23 protein-coding genes and 1 pseudogene are annotated in these 17,730 nt (G+C 35.7%); 13 read left to right on the top strand and 11 right to left on the bottom strand.

Going from position 1 to position 17,730, the window contains the following annotated elements; genetic code table 11:
- Window positions 1-5: 5 nt before the first annotated feature.
- The 4 genes from ACQ5J2_RS02930 to ACQ5J2_RS02915 all read right to left on the bottom strand — a co-directional run bounded on the left by ACQ5J2_RS02930 (window position 6) and on the right by ACQ5J2_RS02915 (window position 3,024).
- Complete coding sequence (locus tag ACQ5J2_RS02930) at window positions 6-488, bottom strand: IPExxxVDY family protein (RefSeq protein WP_432672188.1); 483 nt, start codon at window positions 486-488, stop codon at window positions 6-8.
- 111 nt (window positions 489-599) lie between these two features.
- Window positions 600-1,340, bottom strand: coding sequence for a ribonuclease III (gene rnc, locus ACQ5J2_RS02925; RefSeq protein WP_432672187.1), 741 nt, complete (start codon window positions 1,338-1,340; stop codon window positions 600-602).
- 6 nt (window positions 1,341-1,346) lie between these two features.
- On the bottom strand, window positions 1,347-2,600 hold the full coding sequence (gene fabF / locus ACQ5J2_RS02920) for a beta-ketoacyl-ACP synthase II (protein ID WP_432672186.1): 1,254 nt from the start codon (window positions 2,598-2,600) through the stop codon (window positions 1,347-1,349).
- Window positions 2,601-2,787: 187 nt separating this feature from the next.
- Window positions 2,788-3,024: an acyl carrier protein gene (locus ACQ5J2_RS02915; RefSeq protein WP_014082856.1), complete on the bottom strand. Its 237-nt coding sequence runs from the start codon at window positions 3,022-3,024 to the stop codon at window positions 2,788-2,790.
- A gap of 171 nt (window positions 3,025-3,195) precedes the next feature.
- Here ACQ5J2_RS02915 and ACQ5J2_RS02910 point away from each other — a divergent pair, with 171 nt between their 5' ends.
- The 3 genes from ACQ5J2_RS02910 (at window position 3,196) to ACQ5J2_RS02900 (ending at window position 4,951) form a co-directional block, all read left to right on the top strand.
- Window positions 3,196-3,759: a phosphoribosylglycinamide formyltransferase gene (locus tag ACQ5J2_RS02910; RefSeq protein ID WP_432672185.1), complete on the top strand. Its 564-nt coding sequence runs from the start codon at window positions 3,196-3,198 to the stop codon at window positions 3,757-3,759.
- 1 nt (window position 3,760) lies between these two features.
- Complete coding sequence (gene rnhA / locus ACQ5J2_RS02905; protein ID WP_432672184.1) at window positions 3,761-4,243, top strand: ribonuclease HI; 483 nt, start codon at window positions 3,761-3,763, stop codon at window positions 4,241-4,243.
- 363 nt (window positions 4,244-4,606) lie between these two features.
- Window positions 4,607-4,951, top strand: coding sequence for a helix-turn-helix domain-containing protein (locus ACQ5J2_RS02900; RefSeq protein WP_432672183.1), 345 nt, complete (start codon window positions 4,607-4,609; stop codon window positions 4,949-4,951).
- Between the two features lie 33 nt (window positions 4,952-4,984).
- Here the strand turns inward: ACQ5J2_RS02900 and ACQ5J2_RS02895 are convergent, their stop codons facing one another.
- From ACQ5J2_RS02895 to ACQ5J2_RS02875, 5 genes are all read right to left on the bottom strand, one after another.
- Complete coding sequence (locus ACQ5J2_RS02895) at window positions 4,985-6,385, bottom strand: hypothetical protein (protein ID WP_432672182.1); 1,401 nt, start codon at window positions 6,383-6,385, stop codon at window positions 4,985-4,987.
- Between the two features lie 60 nt (window positions 6,386-6,445).
- Window positions 6,446-7,129, bottom strand: a complete 684-nt coding sequence (locus tag ACQ5J2_RS02890) for an HAD family hydrolase (RefSeq protein ID WP_432672181.1) — start codon at window positions 7,127-7,129, stop codon at window positions 6,446-6,448.
- A 24-nt stretch (window positions 7,130-7,153) separates the two neighbouring features.
- Complete coding sequence (locus ACQ5J2_RS02885) at window positions 7,154-8,038, bottom strand: DMT family transporter (protein ID WP_432672180.1); 885 nt, start codon at window positions 8,036-8,038, stop codon at window positions 7,154-7,156.
- Between the two features lie 132 nt (window positions 8,039-8,170).
- The gene (metG, locus tag ACQ5J2_RS02880; protein ID WP_432672179.1) at window positions 8,171-10,231 is read right to left on the bottom strand and encodes a methionine--tRNA ligase; all 2,061 of its coding nucleotides are present in this window, start codon (window positions 10,229-10,231) and stop codon (window positions 8,171-8,173) included.
- Between the two features lie 105 nt (window positions 10,232-10,336).
- Window positions 10,337-10,627: a hypothetical protein gene (locus ACQ5J2_RS02875; RefSeq protein WP_432672178.1), complete on the bottom strand. Its 291-nt coding sequence runs from the start codon at window positions 10,625-10,627 to the stop codon at window positions 10,337-10,339.
- A 327-nt stretch (window positions 10,628-10,954) separates the two neighbouring features.
- On the opposite strand from ACQ5J2_RS02875, the gene ACQ5J2_RS02870 reads away from it, so the two are divergent.
- The 10 genes and pseudogenes from ACQ5J2_RS02870 to ACQ5J2_RS02825 all read left to right on the top strand — a co-directional run bounded on the left by ACQ5J2_RS02870 (window position 10,955) and on the right by ACQ5J2_RS02825 (window position 16,103).
- On the top strand, window positions 10,955-11,440 hold the full coding sequence (locus tag ACQ5J2_RS02870; RefSeq protein WP_432672177.1) for a hypothetical protein: 486 nt from the start codon (window positions 10,955-10,957) through the stop codon (window positions 11,438-11,440).
- 24 nt (window positions 11,441-11,464) lie between these two features.
- On the top strand, window positions 11,465-11,983 hold the full coding sequence (locus ACQ5J2_RS02865) for a hypothetical protein (protein WP_432672176.1): 519 nt from the start codon (window positions 11,465-11,467) through the stop codon (window positions 11,981-11,983).
- A 209-nt stretch (window positions 11,984-12,192) separates the two neighbouring features.
- On the top strand, window positions 12,193-12,360 hold the full coding sequence (locus tag ACQ5J2_RS02860) for a hypothetical protein (protein ID WP_432672175.1): 168 nt from the start codon (window positions 12,193-12,195) through the stop codon (window positions 12,358-12,360).
- Between the two features lie 124 nt (window positions 12,361-12,484).
- Window positions 12,485-12,796 (top strand): hypothetical protein, encoded by a 312-nt coding sequence (locus ACQ5J2_RS02855; protein WP_432672174.1) that lies wholly within the window; start codon window positions 12,485-12,487, stop codon window positions 12,794-12,796.
- 13 nt (window positions 12,797-12,809) lie between these two features.
- Window positions 12,810-12,974 (top strand): hypothetical protein, encoded by a 165-nt coding sequence (locus tag ACQ5J2_RS02850; RefSeq protein ID WP_432672173.1) that lies wholly within the window; start codon window positions 12,810-12,812, stop codon window positions 12,972-12,974.
- The gene (locus ACQ5J2_RS02845; protein ID WP_432672172.1) at window positions 12,967-13,344 is read left to right on the top strand and encodes a hypothetical protein; all 378 of its coding nucleotides are present in this window, start codon (window positions 12,967-12,969) and stop codon (window positions 13,342-13,344) included. The genes ACQ5J2_RS02850 and ACQ5J2_RS02845 overlap by 8 nt, the downstream gene beginning before the upstream one ends.
- A gap of 80 nt (window positions 13,345-13,424) precedes the next feature.
- Complete coding sequence (locus ACQ5J2_RS02840) at window positions 13,425-13,652, top strand: CDGSH iron-sulfur domain-containing protein (RefSeq protein ID WP_432672171.1); 228 nt, start codon at window positions 13,425-13,427, stop codon at window positions 13,650-13,652.
- 134 nt (window positions 13,653-13,786) lie between these two features.
- Window positions 13,787-14,326 (top strand): DMP19 family protein, encoded by a 540-nt coding sequence (locus ACQ5J2_RS02835; RefSeq protein WP_432672170.1) that lies wholly within the window; start codon window positions 13,787-13,789, stop codon window positions 14,324-14,326.
- Between the two features lie 51 nt (window positions 14,327-14,377).
- Window positions 14,378-15,310, top strand: a pseudogene (locus ACQ5J2_RS02830) (2-hydroxyacid dehydrogenase); the annotation flags it as partial.
- A gap of 457 nt (window positions 15,311-15,767) precedes the next feature.
- The gene (locus ACQ5J2_RS02825) at window positions 15,768-16,103 is read left to right on the top strand and encodes a TM2 domain-containing protein (protein WP_432672169.1); all 336 of its coding nucleotides are present in this window, start codon (window positions 15,768-15,770) and stop codon (window positions 16,101-16,103) included.
- Window positions 16,104-16,190: 87 nt separating this feature from the next.
- Here ACQ5J2_RS02825 and ACQ5J2_RS02820 read toward each other — a convergent pair whose 3' ends face one another.
- Both ACQ5J2_RS02820 and ACQ5J2_RS02815 read right to left on the bottom strand, forming a co-directional pair.
- Entirely contained in the window at window positions 16,191-16,472 is a 282-nt protein-coding gene (locus tag ACQ5J2_RS02820; RefSeq protein ID WP_432672168.1) for a hypothetical protein, read from the bottom strand.
- Between the two features lie 171 nt (window positions 16,473-16,643).
- Window positions 16,644-17,498 carry an EamA family transporter gene (locus ACQ5J2_RS02815; protein WP_432672167.1) on the bottom strand — a complete coding sequence of 285 codons (855 nt, stop codon included), beginning with the start codon at window positions 17,496-17,498 and terminating at the stop codon, window positions 16,644-16,646.
- Between the last annotated feature and the right edge of the window lie 232 nt (window positions 17,499-17,730).

Here is a 17,730-nt window from a genome sequence, read left to right as displayed (position 1 = left end):
TTTTTTTAAAAAATTAAATTGTTTTTTGATTTTAAATTTTTAACATCAACCGCATAAGCGGTAGAAATTTGTTTTATTGTATTCAAATAAGAAATGATTTCAGTTAAGCGTAGTACGGTACTTTCTACTTTTAGAAAATAATTTACCTTTTTCATTTCTGGTAAAAAATAAACGTTATAAATGATTTTTTCTTTTTCTTGCGAAAATAAATCAGTTGGAGTATTGATGATTCCTTCCACCAATTCATCCTTATTCTCAATTAAAGTCCATTCCTCATCTGTGGCATCTTCGTGGTAGGAAAATTTAGAGAAAAAAGCAGAACCATTTGAGGTTTTAAATTCTAAAAAATCACTGCTTTTGCTTAATAGAATTGGGAGTTTTTGATTTAGAAAATATGCCAACCGATAATCTTCTAATGAGGTGTGAATGGCAATTAAATCATAATCAATTGCGTCAAAATCACTTAAAGATAACTTTAGAACCTCCATTTGCTTTGAAAATAAGTCGTAAATATAAGGTATCTAAGGCATAAAAAATAGTATGTTCCACTATCTTAACTATAATTTATTAACGAAATCGTTATAGATTAAAAGCCTTTGTTATTTCTCGGAGATTTTTTCTTGTAAAGCAAAATAAGCTCTTTGGGCTGCTTTTTCTTCTGCTTTTTTCTTAGAACCTGCTCTCGCTTTTGCTATTACCTTGTCATCAATATGGAGCTTAACGCCAAACAAACGTTCGCCTGTAATACTATTGTCTTCAAATACATCAAACTTAAACGACTTCTTTTCTTTTTGACACCACTCAATAATGAGGCTTTTGTAGCTGATTACTTTTCCTTCTAATCGTGTGATATCGACATAAGGTTCAATTACTCTTTTATGAATAAATTTTTCGCAAACTAAATAGCCTTGGTCGAGGTAAATTGCCCCAATGAGTGCTTCAAAAATATTTCCATGAATGTTTTCACCAAAATGATTTGAAGGTACTTTACTTTCTACAAACGCTATTAAATTTAAGTCTCTTCCTAATTCGTTTAGATGTTCCCGACTCACAATTTTAGAACGCATTTTAGTTAAATAACCTTCGTCACCAAAAGGCGCTTTCTGGAATAAATGTGCCGCAATCACAGAACTCAACATCGCATCTCCTAAAAACTCGAGACGTTCGTAGCTTATGGGATTTCCGTTGCCGTCCATCTTGTTAATGGAACGATGGGTAAATGCTTTTTTGTAATGGTTAATTTTAATCGGTTTGAAATCGATTATTTTGGCAATCTTATCAAAAAAAATCCCGTCTTCAAGAGAACGGGATTTTGAAAATAGTTTATTAAATATTCGCATCTTAAATTAGTCTTCTAATTTTTTGAATAAAACACAAGCGTTATGACCTCCAAAACCGAAAGTGTTACTCATGGCAACCTTAACTTCTCTTTTTTGTGGTGTATTTAAAGTCAAATTTAATGAGGGGTCAATGTTTTCATCCACAACTGTATGATTAATTGTGGGAGGAACGATGCTATATTTCATTGCTAAAATAGAGGCAATTGATTCAATAGCTCCTGCAGCACCTAATAAATGTCCGGTCATTGATTTAGTTGAATTGATATTGATGTTCTTCGCATGTTCACCAAAAACAGCAGTAATCGCTTTCAATTCTGCAACATCTCCTAATGGAGTTGAAGTTCCGTGCGTGTTGATGTGGTCCACTTGATCAGGAGTCATTCCTGCATCGCGCAACGTGTTTTGCATTACTGCAATAACACCAATTCCGTCAGGATGTGGGGCAGTCAAATGATAAGCATCTGACGACATTCCGCCACCGCCCACTTCACAATATATTTTTGCTCCACGAGCTTTCGCATGTTCATATTCTTCTAAAACCAATGCACCAGCACCTTCACCTAAAACAAATCCGTCACGTGTTGCATCAAATGGTCTTGAAGCAGTTTGTGGACTTTCATTTCTAGTTGACAAAGCATGCATTGAATTAAATCCACCCATTCCGGCAATCGTAACGGCAGCTTCAGAACCTCCTGAAACTATCACGTCACACATTCCCAGACGGATGTAATTAAAAGCATCAATTAATGCATTTGCTGAGGAAGCACAAGCAGAGACTGTAGTGTAATTTGGTCCCATATAACCGTTTCGCATCGAAATGTGTGCTGGAGCAATGTCAGCAATCATTTTTGGAATAAAAAACGGGTTAAATTTTGGTGTACCGTCGCCTTGGGCATAATACATAACTTCATCTTGAAAGGTTTGTAATCCTCCAATTCCTGCACCCCAAATAACACCAATTCGGTGCTTGTCTGCGTTTTCAAGCGTTAATCCCGCATCTTTAATTGCTTCGTCACTTGCGGCAACAGCATATTGAGCAAATTTGTCAAGTCTTCTGGATTCTTTACGGTCCATATAGTCTTCAATGTTGAAGTTCTTTACTTCACATGCAAATTTGGTTTTATGTTTTTCAGTATCATAATAAGTTATTGGGGCAGCACCACTTACTCCATTAATTAAGGAATTCCAGTATTCTTCAACTGAATTTCCAATAGGAGTAATTGCACCTAAACCGGTAACCACAACGCGCTTTAATGTCATACGTAAATTATTTAAGTTGTGTATTAAAACAAGTAATACCTGTGTTCTTCTATGGAAATCATAAAAAAGACATAGGTATTAAACGCTACTTTATATAGGAGTTGACAATGATTAGTAGGTCAACGCTTAATTTTTTTAATTAAAATAAAATACGTCTGGACTACAAGTAATCCAGACGTTAAATTATTTATTTTTTAGCTTCTTCGATGTAAGAAATAGCTTGACCAACAGTAGCGATGTTTTCCGCTTGGTCGTCTGGAATTTGGATGTCAAATTCTTTTTCGAACTCCATGATAAGCTCAACAGTGTCTAATGAATCAGCTCCTAAATCATTTGTGAAGCTAGCTTCTAACACAACTTCGTTTTCGTCAACGCCTAATTTGTCTACGATAATCGCTTTTACTCTTGATGCAATGTCTGACATAATCTTTAATTTTAAAATTTAATTTGTTGGCAAAAATAAAAAACTTTATCTTATTACCACCCTTTGTTCATAAATATAAACACTAAAGTATAAAAATTATTTCACAAAGCAGTTTAAAACCGATCAAATATCGATTATTATTCTTTTTTTTGCGTAGAAATTCTACTCTTGATGAAAAAGATACTTTTATTTGCCTCAGGTTCGGGTACCAATGTTGAAAATATCATACGTTATTTTCAAGAAAAACAGACGGCGGAAGTGGTGGCAGTTTTTTGCAACAATCCGAATGCTCAAGTGGTAGAACGTTCCGAGAACCTTGGTATTCCTAGCTTTATTTTTAAAAAAGAAGATTTAAACTCAGGGATAGTTTTAAAAAAACTACATCAATTTGAACCCGATTTAATTGTTTTAGCAGGATTTTTACTTCAATTTCCGTCGGCTATACTTAAAGAATATACCACTATCATCAATATTCATCCGGCATTGTTGCCAAAATATGGCGGAAAAGGCATGTACGGTATGAATGTGCATCGTGCAATTTTGGAAAACAAAGAAGTAGAAACAGGGATTACGATTCATTTTGTCAACGAAAACTATGATGAAGGGGCTATTATCTTTCAAAAAAGCACCTCGGTAGCTGATTGCCTTTCGGCAGAAGACGTGGCCGCGAAAATTCACCAATTGGAACAAGCACATTTTCCAAAAGTAATCGAACAACTACTACAAAAGATCTAATTTGAAAACCCACGACGTACATATTTATACCGATGGCGCGGCAAAAGGAAACCCTGGAAACGGGGGTTACGGCGTTGTTATGGAACTCGTAGGAACGAATTTCAAAAAAGAATTTTACGAAGGTTTTCGGCATACGACCAATAATAGAATGGAGCTTCTAGCGGTCATCGTGGGTCTCGAAAAGCTTAAAAATCCGAATATGAAGGTCTTGGTGATTTCCGATTCGAAGTACGTCATTGATTCTGTGGTTAAAAAATGGGTTTTTGGTTGGGAAAAGAAAGGTTTCCTAGGAAAGAAAAACCCTGATTTGTGGAAACGATTCCTCCAAATATACCGCAAACACCAAGTTGATTTCAAATGGGTAAAAGGCCACAATAACCACCCTCAAAACGAACGTTGCGACGAATTAGCCGTATATGCATCGGGTTTAAAAACACTTTCAATTGATGCTTTTTATGAAAAGGAAGTAACAAAACTTCTTTAAAAAAACGACGAGATTATATATTTTCTCTAGTTATTTACTTCTCCGGATAACGTGTGTATAATTTTTCTCTAAGTAATTAGCTCCCTCTATAATGAGCGTATAAATTTTCTTTAAGTAATTAGCTCCCCCTATAATGAGTGTATAAATTTTCTCTAAGTAATTAGCTCTCCCTATAATCGGTGTATAAATTTTCTCTAAATAATTAGCTCCCCTTATAATCAGCATATAAATTTTCTCTAAATAATTAGTTCTCCCTGTAACCAGTGCGTAAATTTTCTCTAATAAAGTGGGTGATACAGTAATTTGTGATGGAGTATCTCGTATTTGTTTGCATGAATTCACTATTTTTGAATTAAAAAACAGATGGAAACGATTAAAAACATCAGTATTGGCAAGATGATTCGCAAGTATATCGAAGAAAACAAGCTGTCGCGAACTAAACTTGCCGCTAAAATGGGGATACCCAATACTGCGTTCTACTCCTATGAAAAGCAAGATTCCTTACAGGCCGCTAACTTAATGCGGATTTGCGAAGCGTTTCAGTATAATTTTTTTATGGACATTGCCAATCAACTTCCGGAAACCTATGCCTTTGACAAAACCCTTCGCACTTCAAAGGATTTTATCATTACCGAACAAGAAGCCGAAATTCAGAAGTTGAAGTTAGAGAATAATTTGATGAAGGAATTATTAATTAAAAGAGGGTAGCGGCGACGTGGATATGTAGTATGTTATTTGTTTTTAATTTCTATAATCTTCAAATTTTCGCATCACAAATTCATTAGTTTCCTTGTCGTAATAATTTAAAATTACATAGTCTTGAAAAGCGCGAATGTTGTATACACTGGGGCTATTAGCATTTAAAAATTCGCTCATTGCATCAATGTATAAAGGTTGGAAAGGCGTATTTATATGTTCGAAATTGGTGTTAAAAAAGCTTTCAAAATAGATGGATTGGGTGTTAGCGCTACCGCCAAAATCTCCAATTTCTACCACGGTACTACCCGCGATTGCTCCACCTAAAACCATTCCTAGTCCCAAGGCTATGTTGCCGCCAGAGGCCACTTCCCGAACGCCGCCAATGGTAAATAAATTATAATTTGGGGTGGAATAAACGCTCAATCCTATGTGTCCATAATCGATTTTTGATAACAATCTCTTGGTTTTTTTGAGTTCACGTCTTTTGCCGTTATCGGATTGAAGCAACAGCGGACTGTTCTTAAAATCAATCTCTTCTTTGGAGTTAGCTTGATAAGAACCAATTTTATTTTGGCTGTCAAAATCAATTGCGGCAAGAGAAAGTGCTTCTGAATTAGCCGTCAGTTGGTACAAAACATTTTGGTGCAAATAGGAATTGGACTGTGCTTCTTCCTGCAATCTTTCGTACGGAAAAAGCTTTTTATCTACAGCAAAATCATTCAAATTAATGGTAAAAACGGTGGTTTGTTCTTTAAAATCAAAGGTCAAAACAAATTGGTTTTCATTCAAATACCGCTTCACTTTTGCAACGCCTACATATAAAGGTGTGAACATTTTGGGGTCAATATTGGTGATTCCATTTTCCAAAATGAGCTGGGTAAAATTATCGATTGATGATTGTTCAATTGCAGTAGCATTTGATGAAAGCGAAGTCAAATACTCCCTTTTTCCATCTGTAGAAAACACGGTAAATTTCAATTGATTTTCGTTTGTAACAGAAACAATATGAAGCGAATTGTTTTTAGAAAAAACGTCAACAACGACTTCCTTGTCCAAATTATTTTCATAATTAATTTCAGAAACGTCACGCGTTTTTAAATCAAAATGGATGGCCTTTATACTTTCATACGCTTTCGTGGACCAAAATAAAGTAGGACATCCCTCTTCCGAAAAAGCGGTTCCTGCCATGAACTCGAATTTTTTACTAGGTCGAGGAATCGAAATACTATCTGTAAAAAACAAAGCGGAATTGTACTTCAAGACCGTATTTTTCTCCTTGTCGGCAATGAAAGCATAATAGTCGTGTTGCTGGTTTTCGGCATTCAAAATTTGAAAGTAAGCGCTCGACTTTTTAAGCTCAATTGGAAACCGATTCAAAATCGTTTGAGCAGAAGTGGTTCCTATAGCAGAAACGAGTAGCAGTAAAAATAGCGTCTTTTTCATAATGCAGGTTTATAAACTTGAATGCTCAAAAACGATACCTAAATTTCGTAAAACGAATGTTTACAATAATTCTAGCACTTGTTTGATATCCGTCAAGGTGGTGAAGTTTTCATGCTCAATTTCAAAATCAATCTTCTCGTACTCCCAAGTGGTGTGGTACGGAATGTGAATCCCAACGCCGCCGATGTTCAAAATAGGAAGTACATCTGATTTTAAGGAGTTCCCAATCATCACAAAATCTTGAGGTTCGCATTCTAACCGCGTTAACATCTTGGTATAATCCAATTCGGTTTTGTCGCTCAATACTTCGATATGGTGAAAATAAGCGCCTAATTTAGAGTCGTGTAACTTCCGGTGTTGGTCTTTCAAATCGCCTTTTGTGGCAACAACCAACTTGTATTTTCCTTGCAATTCTTGCAAAACTTCTTCTACGTTTGGCAAAAGCTCCACTGGTTTTTCTAGTAAATCTTTCCCTATGGCAATCACTTTTTCAATGCCTGTTCCTGTAATATTGTTGTTAGTTAACAACAATGCGGTTTCAATCATTGATAAGGTAAAAGCTTTGATACCAAAACCGTACAGCGGTAAGTTTTTTACCTGATGGTTGAGTATGGAACCCAAAATCTCTTGACTGGAAGCGAAATCTTGAAATAAAGCACAAAAGCGTTCTTGAGCTTCATCAAAATAAGGTTCGTTGTGCCAAAGTGTGTCGTCTGCGTCAAATGCGATAATTTTTTTAGTCATTATGTGTGGAGGTTAAATAGTACATTAGTTGTTTAAAGTTTGTTTGAATAGTAAGTTCTTTTCGATGAATGTAATTCGAATTCCTAAGAGTAAAATAATGCCGCCAATTACCATTTGTATGGAAATATGTTCGTCCAGAAACAGGTAGGCAATCAATGCTGTTAAAACTGCCTGACCTAAGAGGCTTAGTGAGACTCGGGTTGCTTTCATGTGTTGAGTTGCATAACTGATGAGGAACCATGCCGCAAGTTGGCACACGACAGCTTGAATTCCTAACACGCCCCAACCTGCTGTACTGAATCCGGTGAAAGGTTCATTTGTCCAAAGGCAAATTATGCCCAAGTAAATGGATGAGGCAAATAAACTCAGTATCATGAATGAAAACACGTTTACTTGTGCCAATGTGTTTTTGCTGACTAGCATATATGCGGCATAAAATATTCCTGAAAGTACGGCAAAAATAAACGCTCGGTCAAAGTCGAGAGCGGTAAAAAAGTGAAATCCTACGAAAGTAACCATTCCTAAAACGGCGACTACAGTACCAATCCAGAAGTTGGTTTTAGGCTTTGGACTTAAAAATAAGAACGATGCAATTCCCACCCAAACTGGAGATAAATTTGTTAATAACGATGCTTGTGTCGCACTCGATTCTTGGATGGCAATGTTCCAAACAGCCACATCAGAACCAAATAAAACGCCGCAAAGCAACGCTAAAAGTAAATAACGAAGCGGTGGTAGTTTAAATTTCCCTGAAAATAGTGCAATCGGAAGCAAGATGGCAAATGCAAACGCCATTCTATAAAAAGCTGAAATAAGTCCGGGCGTTAATTCTAGTTTCACTAAAATTGGAAAAATAGAGATACACAATATTCCAATCGCTAAAGCTAATCTGGGTTTTGCGTTTTGCATGCTGCTGTAATTTAATAAATTCCTTGAAATTTATTATCTGTACTTAGCCACAGATTAAAAAGATTTTCGCAGATTTTCAATCATTTAAAAATCTTTATAATCCCGATAATCTGTGGCAAATATTTTGTTTTTCTAATTAATCGTTTCCCCATTTCCAACACCTTCCGTATCTGGATTTACGAAAACCAGTTTACCTTCCGCATTGTTAGTCATCAAAATCATTCCTTGACTTTCAACGCCTCTCAAAGCACGTGGTGCAAGATTCACTAAAACAGTTACTTTTTTTCCAATGATGTCTTCAGGTTTAAAACTTTCGGCAATTCCAGAAACAATCGTACGAACGTCAATTCCTGTATCGACTTTTAAAACCAAAAGTTTATTTGCTTTCGGCATTTTCTCTGCTTCAATAATTGTTCCTACACGCAAATCCATTTTGGAGAAATCGTCAAATTGAATCAATTCTTTCTGAGGTTCTGCTTTCTTATTCTCGGCAATGTTGGCTGTCTTTGTCGCTTCCAATTTATCTATTTGTTTTTGAATTTCTTCGTCTTCTATTTTTGCAAAAAGCAACTCCGCTGGGTTGATTTGATTTCCAGGAGGAAGCAACTCATCCAGTTCAGCAACATCGCTCCACGATAATTTCCCTTCATTGTTCAGCATGTTTTTCAACTTGTATGCGGTAAAAGGCAAGAACGGTTCTGCAAGTGTACTTAATGCTGCAGCAATTTGAAGCGCTACATACATTTGGGTTTTTACACGTTCTGGGTCGGTTTTAACCATTTTCCAAGGCTCTTCGTCAGCCAAGTATTTGTTTCCTAAACGAGCCACATTCATCAGTTCGCCCAACGCTTCTCTAAAACGGTACCGCTCGATTGAACTCGCAATTACAGCTGGATACGCTTTTAATTCCGTCAATGTCGCTTCATCAACCTCTGAAAAATCATTTGGCGTTGGCACAAAACCTTCGTAATATTTATGAGTCAAAACGGTAACACGATTGATGAAATTTCCTAAAATCGCAACCAACTCATTGTTATTTCTTGCTTGGAAATCTTTCCAAGTAAAGTCATTATCCTTTGTTTCCGGAGCATTTGACGTTAATGAATATCGCAAAACATCTTGCTTCTCTGGAAAATCTTCCAAATACTCGTGCAACCAAACTGCCCAGTTTTTCGAAGTCGAAAGTTTATTTCCTTCCAAATTCAAAAACTCATTTGCAGGAACATTATCAGGTAGAATATATGTTCCTTCGGCTTTCAACATTGCTGGAAAAATAATACAATGAAACACAATATTGTCTTTCCCAATAAAGTGAACCAACTTTGTGTCGTCTGATTTCCAATACGGTTCCCAGTCTATTCCTTCTCTCAAAGCCCATTCTTTTGTCGAAGAAATGTAACCAATTGGTGCGTCAAACCACACGTATAATTTTTTTCCTTCGGCTCCTTCTAGAGGAACGTCAATACCCCAATCTAAATCTCTAGTTACGGCGCGAGGTTCTAAACCACCGTCAATCCATGATTTTACTTGACCGTAAACGTTGGGTTTCCAGTCGGTTTTATGGCCTTCTAAAATCCATTTCGTCAAGAAGTCTTCATAACGATTCAAAGGTAAAAACCAATGTTTCGTTTCCCTCATAATTGGCGTTTCCCCCGTTATCGTCGATTTTGGATTAATTAAATCCGTAGCATTTAATGTCGAACCGCATTTTTCGCATTGGTCGCCATACGCTTCTTCATTCCCACATTTCGGACAAGTTCCTGTAACAAAACGGTCGGCTAAAAACTGGTCGGCTTTTGCATCATACAATTGTTCGGTTACTTCTTCAATAAAATCCCCGTTATCGTACATTTTTCTAAAGAATTCTTGAGCCGTATCGTGGTGAATTTTCGAGGAAGTACGAGAGTAATTGTCAAATGAAATTCCAAAATCAACGAATGATTTTCGGATAATTGCATCGTATTTATCAATCACTTCCTGAGGCGTAATGCCTTCTTTTTTAGCTTTCATCGAAATCGCAACGCCGTGTTCATCGCTTCCGCAAATAAACGCCACGTCCTTATTTTGCAAACGCAAATAGCGACTGTAAATATCGGCAGGAACGTACACACCGGCTAAATGACCAATGTGAATGGGTCCGTTCGTATAAGGCAAAGCTGCCGTAATGGTATATCTTTTAGGATTTTGTAGCATCGAAATGAATTATTTTATGGGTGCAAAAATACGCTTTTGGGTGTGAACTACCTAAAAAGAGGATTTTTTATTAAGCCGATTTTGGAAAGCCTGGTTGGAGTGTTTTTAAAGGGTAGAAATACGCCTTTCTGTACTATTGAAAGTAGTAGAAACACCCCTTTTTTTATCAAAAAAATACTTCAATTCATAGTTAGCTGACCATTTCAGGCATTCCGCATGATGCAAATGCCTTTCAGAAGTGTGATTCAAACCTTCAGAAGTAAGAAAAAGGCGTTCAGAAGTGTCCATCAGGTCGTCCGAAGACCATTTCAGGTTTTCCGAAGACCGCTTCAAATTGTATGATGATTGTTTCAGACTCTCCGATAAATGTTTCAGGGTGTCCGATGATACTTTCAAACTGTCAGATAACCGTTTCAGGCTGTCCGGAGACCGTTTCAGGGCATTTTTTTGTCAAATGAGCACCTCTAGCGTTCTTTTTTGTAGGATTTGGTTGTTTTTGATAGCATTTGATGGTTTTTGGGAAATGGTTCTTTTTTTTCTGATGGGTTGGGATATTTTTTTATATTTGAGTAATAAATAAAGTTTGACGGTTGTTAGATAAAGCGAACCGTTTTTGGGGTGTATATAGATGATTTTGTCATACATATATATGCAAGTTGGCGGTAATTTTGCCGCAGAATCAAGAATCTAAAAAGAATAAAGGAAAAATAATATAACTTAAAAATGAAAAAGACATTACTAATTTTATTGACCTTGTTTTCAGTTTCAATTTTTGCACAAGAAAATAAATCCGAAGCTGGCGGGCCACCAAAATTGACTGAATTAATAGGTTTTTGGAAAAAAGTTGAAATTCCTAATGAAGAAAAATTAAACCAAGTAAACCCTTGGCCTCAAAAATATCAATGGTTTGCGTTTTATGAAGATGGGAAAGTGTATTCAATGATGTCTGACAAAGATTATGATTATACATCTAAAGAATTAAAGGAGATTTTTAGTGTTTTACCATTTGATAAAACTCCAGATTATAAATTAAACGGGCAATTCTTAAGTATTGATAATAAAGAAATTAAAGATTACGAAGAAATATGGGGTGTAAATTTATTTGCACTTGACGTAAACGAATTCTTAAAAAAAGGAAATTTAATAATGAGCTTGGATGACGGAAAAGGAAACGTTATTTATTATAGATTATTAAAAAAAATAGAATAATTATATCCAAAAAAAAACTAAAAATTGAAAAATATACTAACTATACTTTTTTTACTCCTATTTTCATTTTCATTTTCTCAAAATATAACTTTTGAAGAAATACTTAATCTTAAAAGTAAAAATCAATCTGAAGTAAAAAAATACTTGAAGAATAAAGAGTGGGAAATTATGCACCAACATTATTCAAAAGAATTAAAATTTGGTGATATTCGTTTTGCATTCGATAATAAAAATCCAGATAAACAAATTCCTTTATTTATAACTTTTTATCACGAGGCAAACGATTTTACTAAAAACAGAATCGAATTTGTATTATCAGATAAAGAAAAATTTGATAAATATTTAATTCAATTTAAATCATTAGATTTTAAATATGTTGATACTAAAAATGACGTAAATCAAACAGTTGAAACCTATCAAAATGAAACAACAACAATACAAGTGACAATTATGCCTGTTGACAATTACTATGGTAAACAACAAACATTTTACAAATTTTACATAATTGACAATAATTATAAACGAACAGAATATAAGTTCTAAAGGAAAAAACTAGCTCCATCCTTAAGGGCTTCACTGCGACTGAAAGACGAACAATGAACCGCATGATGAACAGAACCGATTACATGCCATCAACACTTATGGAGTTATCGATAAGTTGTTTGAGTTAATTTTAGGAAAAGGTGCATTGCTATTTCTGCCAAATAAACTTCACAAAATCATTGATTATCTTTGCATCAAATAATTTTACCATGACAAAAGGCCCCGAGAAAAACACCAAAAACAAAGCGTTGCACACCAAACTATTGAATCGGAAGAATGCTAAAATTGCGCAAGAAAAGAGAGACAAAGCAGCTCGACTGAAAGCTTTAGTTACTAAGATGAATGAGCGAAAGAGTGCTGAAGATTCTAATACGTAACTTTTCTTACTAGGACCAATTGCTTAATTTGGAATAAATCCATTCAAAATGACTCCGCAATTTTTCTTAACTTTGGGTGGCAACTCAAATTGATGTAATGCCTTGTCGAATAAACTATAACCTAATGAGTAAATCGTATATCAAATGTCCCAACTGCGGTACGGAGAATGTCAATAACGATTATTGCAGCAATTGTGGGACAATTTTAAATATAGTACTGCAACGAAAACTGGAAAGAGATAAAAAGAATCAATTAAAAAAAGAAGAGGAAGAAGCCGAAGGACCAAGCCGGTTAGAAGTATTTCTAAAAAAAGGATTAGAACATCCAAATTTAATTATTCGTATGTTTTTCAAAATAGGATATGGGTTTTGGTTTTTCTTTGCCGTTATAATTGGCGGTTTTATTGCAGCAGTAGTTGGAGCGGCAGCCGGTTAATTAAAATAATACTATGAAAAATTTAATACAAAAACAACGCAGATTCTCTGTGGAAAACAAGAATAATTATAAAGCTAAGTGCCTAAAAACTGCAGATAAATTGTACAACTCCACTTGGGGAATTGGAGCACTTTTAGCAGCGATTTCAGCTTGGACTGCAGGAATATTGTATGTTTAAAAAAGTAGTTTATGGGATTATGGCCGTAATTGCTGTTGTTATTTACAGCATGCAAAGAATGGATTTGCCACTCCCAGCTTTTGTCAATAATTATGTAAACGACTTGCTTTGCATGCCACTTATATTAGGTGTGTTAACCTTCATTATTCGTCGCCTTAAAAAAGATAAATACTTTACTTTTCCGTTGCTATTCGTCCTTTTTATAGCAAGCTATTATTCTGTTTACTTTGAATATTATTTACCCAAAGAAAATGCTCGATACACGGCAGATTGGATTGATGTAGCGTTGTATTTCATTGGAGCAATCGCTTACTTTTTATTGGAAGACAAGAAATCGAATAGCAGAAGCATGCAAGAAAATCGGCAATAAAATAGAATTGTTTTAAACTACTTCCACTTCGTTGAATTACAAATATATTTTACAATCTTTGAATTCAAATAAAACACAGTATGAGTAAGACAAAATTGACAATCAGTAAAAACGGATTTATTAAAGTAGAAGGTGATTTTGAAATCGTAGACCCGGAAGGAATTGTTTATAATGTGCAAGGTAGAACGTCTTTGGGACTTTGTCGTTGCGGATTATCGGCTAACAAACCTTTTTGCGATGGAGCACACCGTAATGGATTTGAGCACGAATCTGCTGCATTTGATTTGCCACCGATGAAAACGAAATAAGAAATCTTTGGATTTATAAATGAGCTGCATTTTTAGAAATGCGGCTTTTTTGTTTTTAAGTTAGTTAGCGAAATGTTTTACTTCTTAAGTATTTTAATTGAAATTTGCATACAACTCATTAAAACTATAATAATATGGAATTTGGTAAGATATTAGTTTCAGAAACGGCGGTTAATAGTGAAAACTTGCAAGACATCATTCACTCGAATATTTCGATTGTCAACTTAATGCGGGAAGAAGGCGTGGCTGACGAACTAATTCACGAAGATGCGATAATGAGTTACTATTTGGATTACTATTGGGCTCATAATTCGCAAGGTGGTTTCGCGCAATTTGTACATCAATCGGGTTGGGATAAGGAATTGAACGAACTGATTGAAGAAGGCTTGGCTTTGATTGGTGCCGAAAAACATCTGGAATACTTTCAGCAGCAAGCGAAGAAAGTCAAGTTGATGAGTAGTGTGAAATTGACAAAGTTTCTAAAAGGAAAATTAGACGGTGTGAATCCTGTGAGAGATTCATTAAACAATGAGGCTTTCTTTGAATTGGAGGAAAATTTAATTGAACTCAATGCCACTTTCTTAAAAACACATCCTGATTTTGAGGCGCTACCTATTGATGATATCTTCGCGACTTTAGAGGAATTTGTTGGTCATGAAATTAAAAGAGACTGATTTAAGTCTACGGACTGAACTGCATTTGAATATTATAACAACTTTACACAGATGAAAAAGATACTACACATTGACGGCAATCATCCTTTATTAAAAAGCCAACTTGAAGCGGAGGGTTTTACTAATGAAGATGATTTTACTTCAACCAAGCAAGAAATTGAGGTTAAAATAGCAGATTATGAGGGTATTGTTATTCGGAGTCGGTTTAAGATTGATGCGGCATTTATAGATAAGGCGGTGAATTTGAAATTTATTGCTCGAGTAGGTGCCGGATTGGAAAGCATTGATTGCGATTATGCTTCCGCAAAAGGAATTGCTTTAATTGCCGCTCCAGAAGGAAACAGGAACGCGGTTGCAGAACATGCTTTGGGAATGCTTTTGAGTTTGTTCAATAATTTGAATCGTGCCAATGCTGAGGTAAAAGCGGGAAAATGGTCTCGGGAAACCAATCGTGGTCATGAATTGGATGGTAAAACGGTGGGAATTATTGGATACGGCAATATGGGAAAAGCTTTTGCAAAAAAGCTACGGGGTTTTGATGTGACTGTTTTGTGTTATGATATTCTGCCAAATGTAGGTGATGAAAATGCAAAGCAGGTTTCTTTGTCGGAATTGCAAGAACAAGCGGATGTGGTGAGTTTGCATATTCCGTGGACTCCAGAAACGGACAAAATGGTTGATTCTGGCTTTATAAATGCGTTTGCAAAACCATTTTGGCTGCTAAATACGGCAAGAGGAAAGAGCGTCGTTACTGCAGATTTGGCGAAAGCCTTAGCGGAGAAAAAGGTACTTGGAGCCGGACTTGATGTCTTGGAATATGAGAAGTTGTCCTTTGAATCTTTTGCGGAAGCGGAAGTTCCGGAAGCTTTTCAGTACTTGATTGACGCAGAAAATGTATTATTAAGTCCACATGTTGCGGGATGGACGTTTGAAAGTCATGCGAAATTGGCACAAACGATTGTAGATAAAATAGTATTGGTTTACAATCCTTCGCCGGAAGTGGATGTAAAACAAGAACGGGTTACTGGTCTTGGAGGGTTCTTTTTCAAAACAAAAGAGCCAAAGGAATTGAAGGCTTGGTACAAAAAACACTTGGGCTTGAATACGGATGATTATGGCTGTACGTTTTGGTGGAAGGACGAAAAAGGGACCGCTTGTTCTACGCAATGGTCGCCTTTTAAGGACGACACTACTTATTTTACTCCATCGGAAAAAGACTTTATGCAGAACTTTCGCGTGGCCAATTTAGAGGTGCTTCTGGAACAATTAAAAGCGGAAGGCGTTACAGTTGTGGGTGAAATGGAGTCGTATGATTATGGAAAATTCGGATGGATATTGGATTTGGAAGGAAATAAAATAGAACTTTGGGAGCCAATTGATGCTGCATTTCTATAATTTTTATACATTTATCAACTCAATCAAACAATTATAAACAATCATCATGGAGACAAGTAGACCAAAGGAAGAAAGGTGGAATCAACCGAAGAATGAATCGCAACCGCAGTATTCACAGGATAATAAACGAATTTTAACAGGCGTTTTAGCGATACTATTGGGTTCGCTAGGCGTTCATAAATTTGTTTTGGGTTACAACAATGAAGGATTTATTATTTTAGTGGCAACGGCAATTGGCTATGCTACTTTGTGTTTTCTAATAGGCGGTTTTATACTTACCGCTACAAGTTTACTAGGAATTGTGGAAGGCATTATCTATCTGACAAAAAGCGATGTAGAATTTTACGAGACGTATCAGAAGAATAAAAAACCTTGGTTTTAACCAATGGCGCAAAGGATATTACTATAAAAATTCTAGTTTCAAATGATTTAATTCGTCATTTGAAACTAGAATTTTTCTATTAAAAAACTACTCGGATTCGTCTGTTGCATTTTCTTCATAAAAGTTGATGTAGAAAAAAGAGTGCGTCTGCAAGTTCAAGTCTTTCAACGTATTTTCTAGTAGTTCGGTCTCTTGTTCTTCTATCGACTGGTGCTGTTTGAGGAATTCGACGAAATGCTCCAAGTTGTCAAACTTAAAGCTGAATGCGGTGTTGAGAGAGTACTCAGTAATTTTATAGGTTAAAGTGCTTACTTGCGGAAATGCCTTTCGAATAAGTTGGTCGAGTACGGGTTTATTTTTGTCTTCCATAGCTTTGAGGTTTTCAGCTAAAATAAGAAAATTTATGGAAGAAAAGAAAGAAAAAGCGAATAGCGTCTGAAATAATGAGGAAAGAATATAGGATAATGAATCTCTGAATTAGTGCTTTCGGGAAGCGCTATTTTAAGAATCAAAAAATTTCCCTACAATTACGTCTTTTATTTACTGCAATTGCGAAATTACAATCATCACAATCGAAACCAATGCGATTACTAAACCGAGGTAATTCAGTTTTGATAATTTTTCTTTAAAAGCCGCTACACCTACTAAGCTTCCCAAAATAATTACACCCATATTCATTCCTGCAAAAACAGTGGACGGGCTTTCGGCAAAGGCATGATGTGCTTTTAAGTAACACCAAATATTCCCGAAATTAAAGAGGCCAACTAAAAGTCCGAATACTAAATTCTTGATGTGAAACGCCTGTTTTTTGATGATAAATTGATAAAGAACGGGAACTAGTGCCACTACAAATGCTGTTGCAAAAACGATAAAGAGCGAGGTGGTGTACGGAAGGCTAGTGTAGACCGCTATCTTTTTAAACAAAATATCAATAATTCCAAAACCTAAAAAGACGAGTAGCGGGTATTTCCAACTAGAACCTTTACTATCTCGTGGCTTTGCAAGAATAAAAAATAAGGCAATAAATCCCAAAACAATTCCAACAATTTTATAAGTCGTGAATGTTTCGTCAAAAATAAGCCATGCCGCTAAAATAGGGATGAAAAGGGACAACCGTTGAGCAGCATCTGTTTTTGCAAGTCCGATATTTGTGATGGAAGCTATTAGAAATAAAAACACTACGGGAAGTAAAATACCCAAGCTCCCGTAAATCCAAAATGGTGCTGAGGCGTCAATTGTACTTAAATTGGGTGTAAAAACCAGTCCGCAAAAAAGGAGTGCGAAGAGGTAATTGAACCCTACAATTTGCACATTATTGGTTTCATACCGGCGGCTTATTTTGAATAATACTCCAACTGAAACACTGCAAAAAATACTGATTAGTAAATAGAACATGCCTTTTATTTTGTGTGCAAAATTAGGGTTTATTTTTGGATGCAAGCCGTGTAAATACCCTCAAATATCGGTTTATCTAAAGCTTGTAAAAGGACTTTTGATTGATATGAATAATTTTAAATAGGAAAGGTTACTGCAAAATCGGTAAATACTATAGAGATTGACTTTTGGATAAATATTATTTATGTGACGAGCCCATCGGCAGCCGAGGAGGTTGTCACATAGCATGTGA

Source organism: Flavobacterium sp. SM2513 (assembly GCF_050908145.1).
In the GTDB taxonomy this organism is placed as follows: domain Bacteria; phylum Bacteroidota; class Bacteroidia; order Flavobacteriales; family Flavobacteriaceae; genus Flavobacterium.
This window is presented reverse-complemented; position numbering and strand designations above follow the sequence as displayed.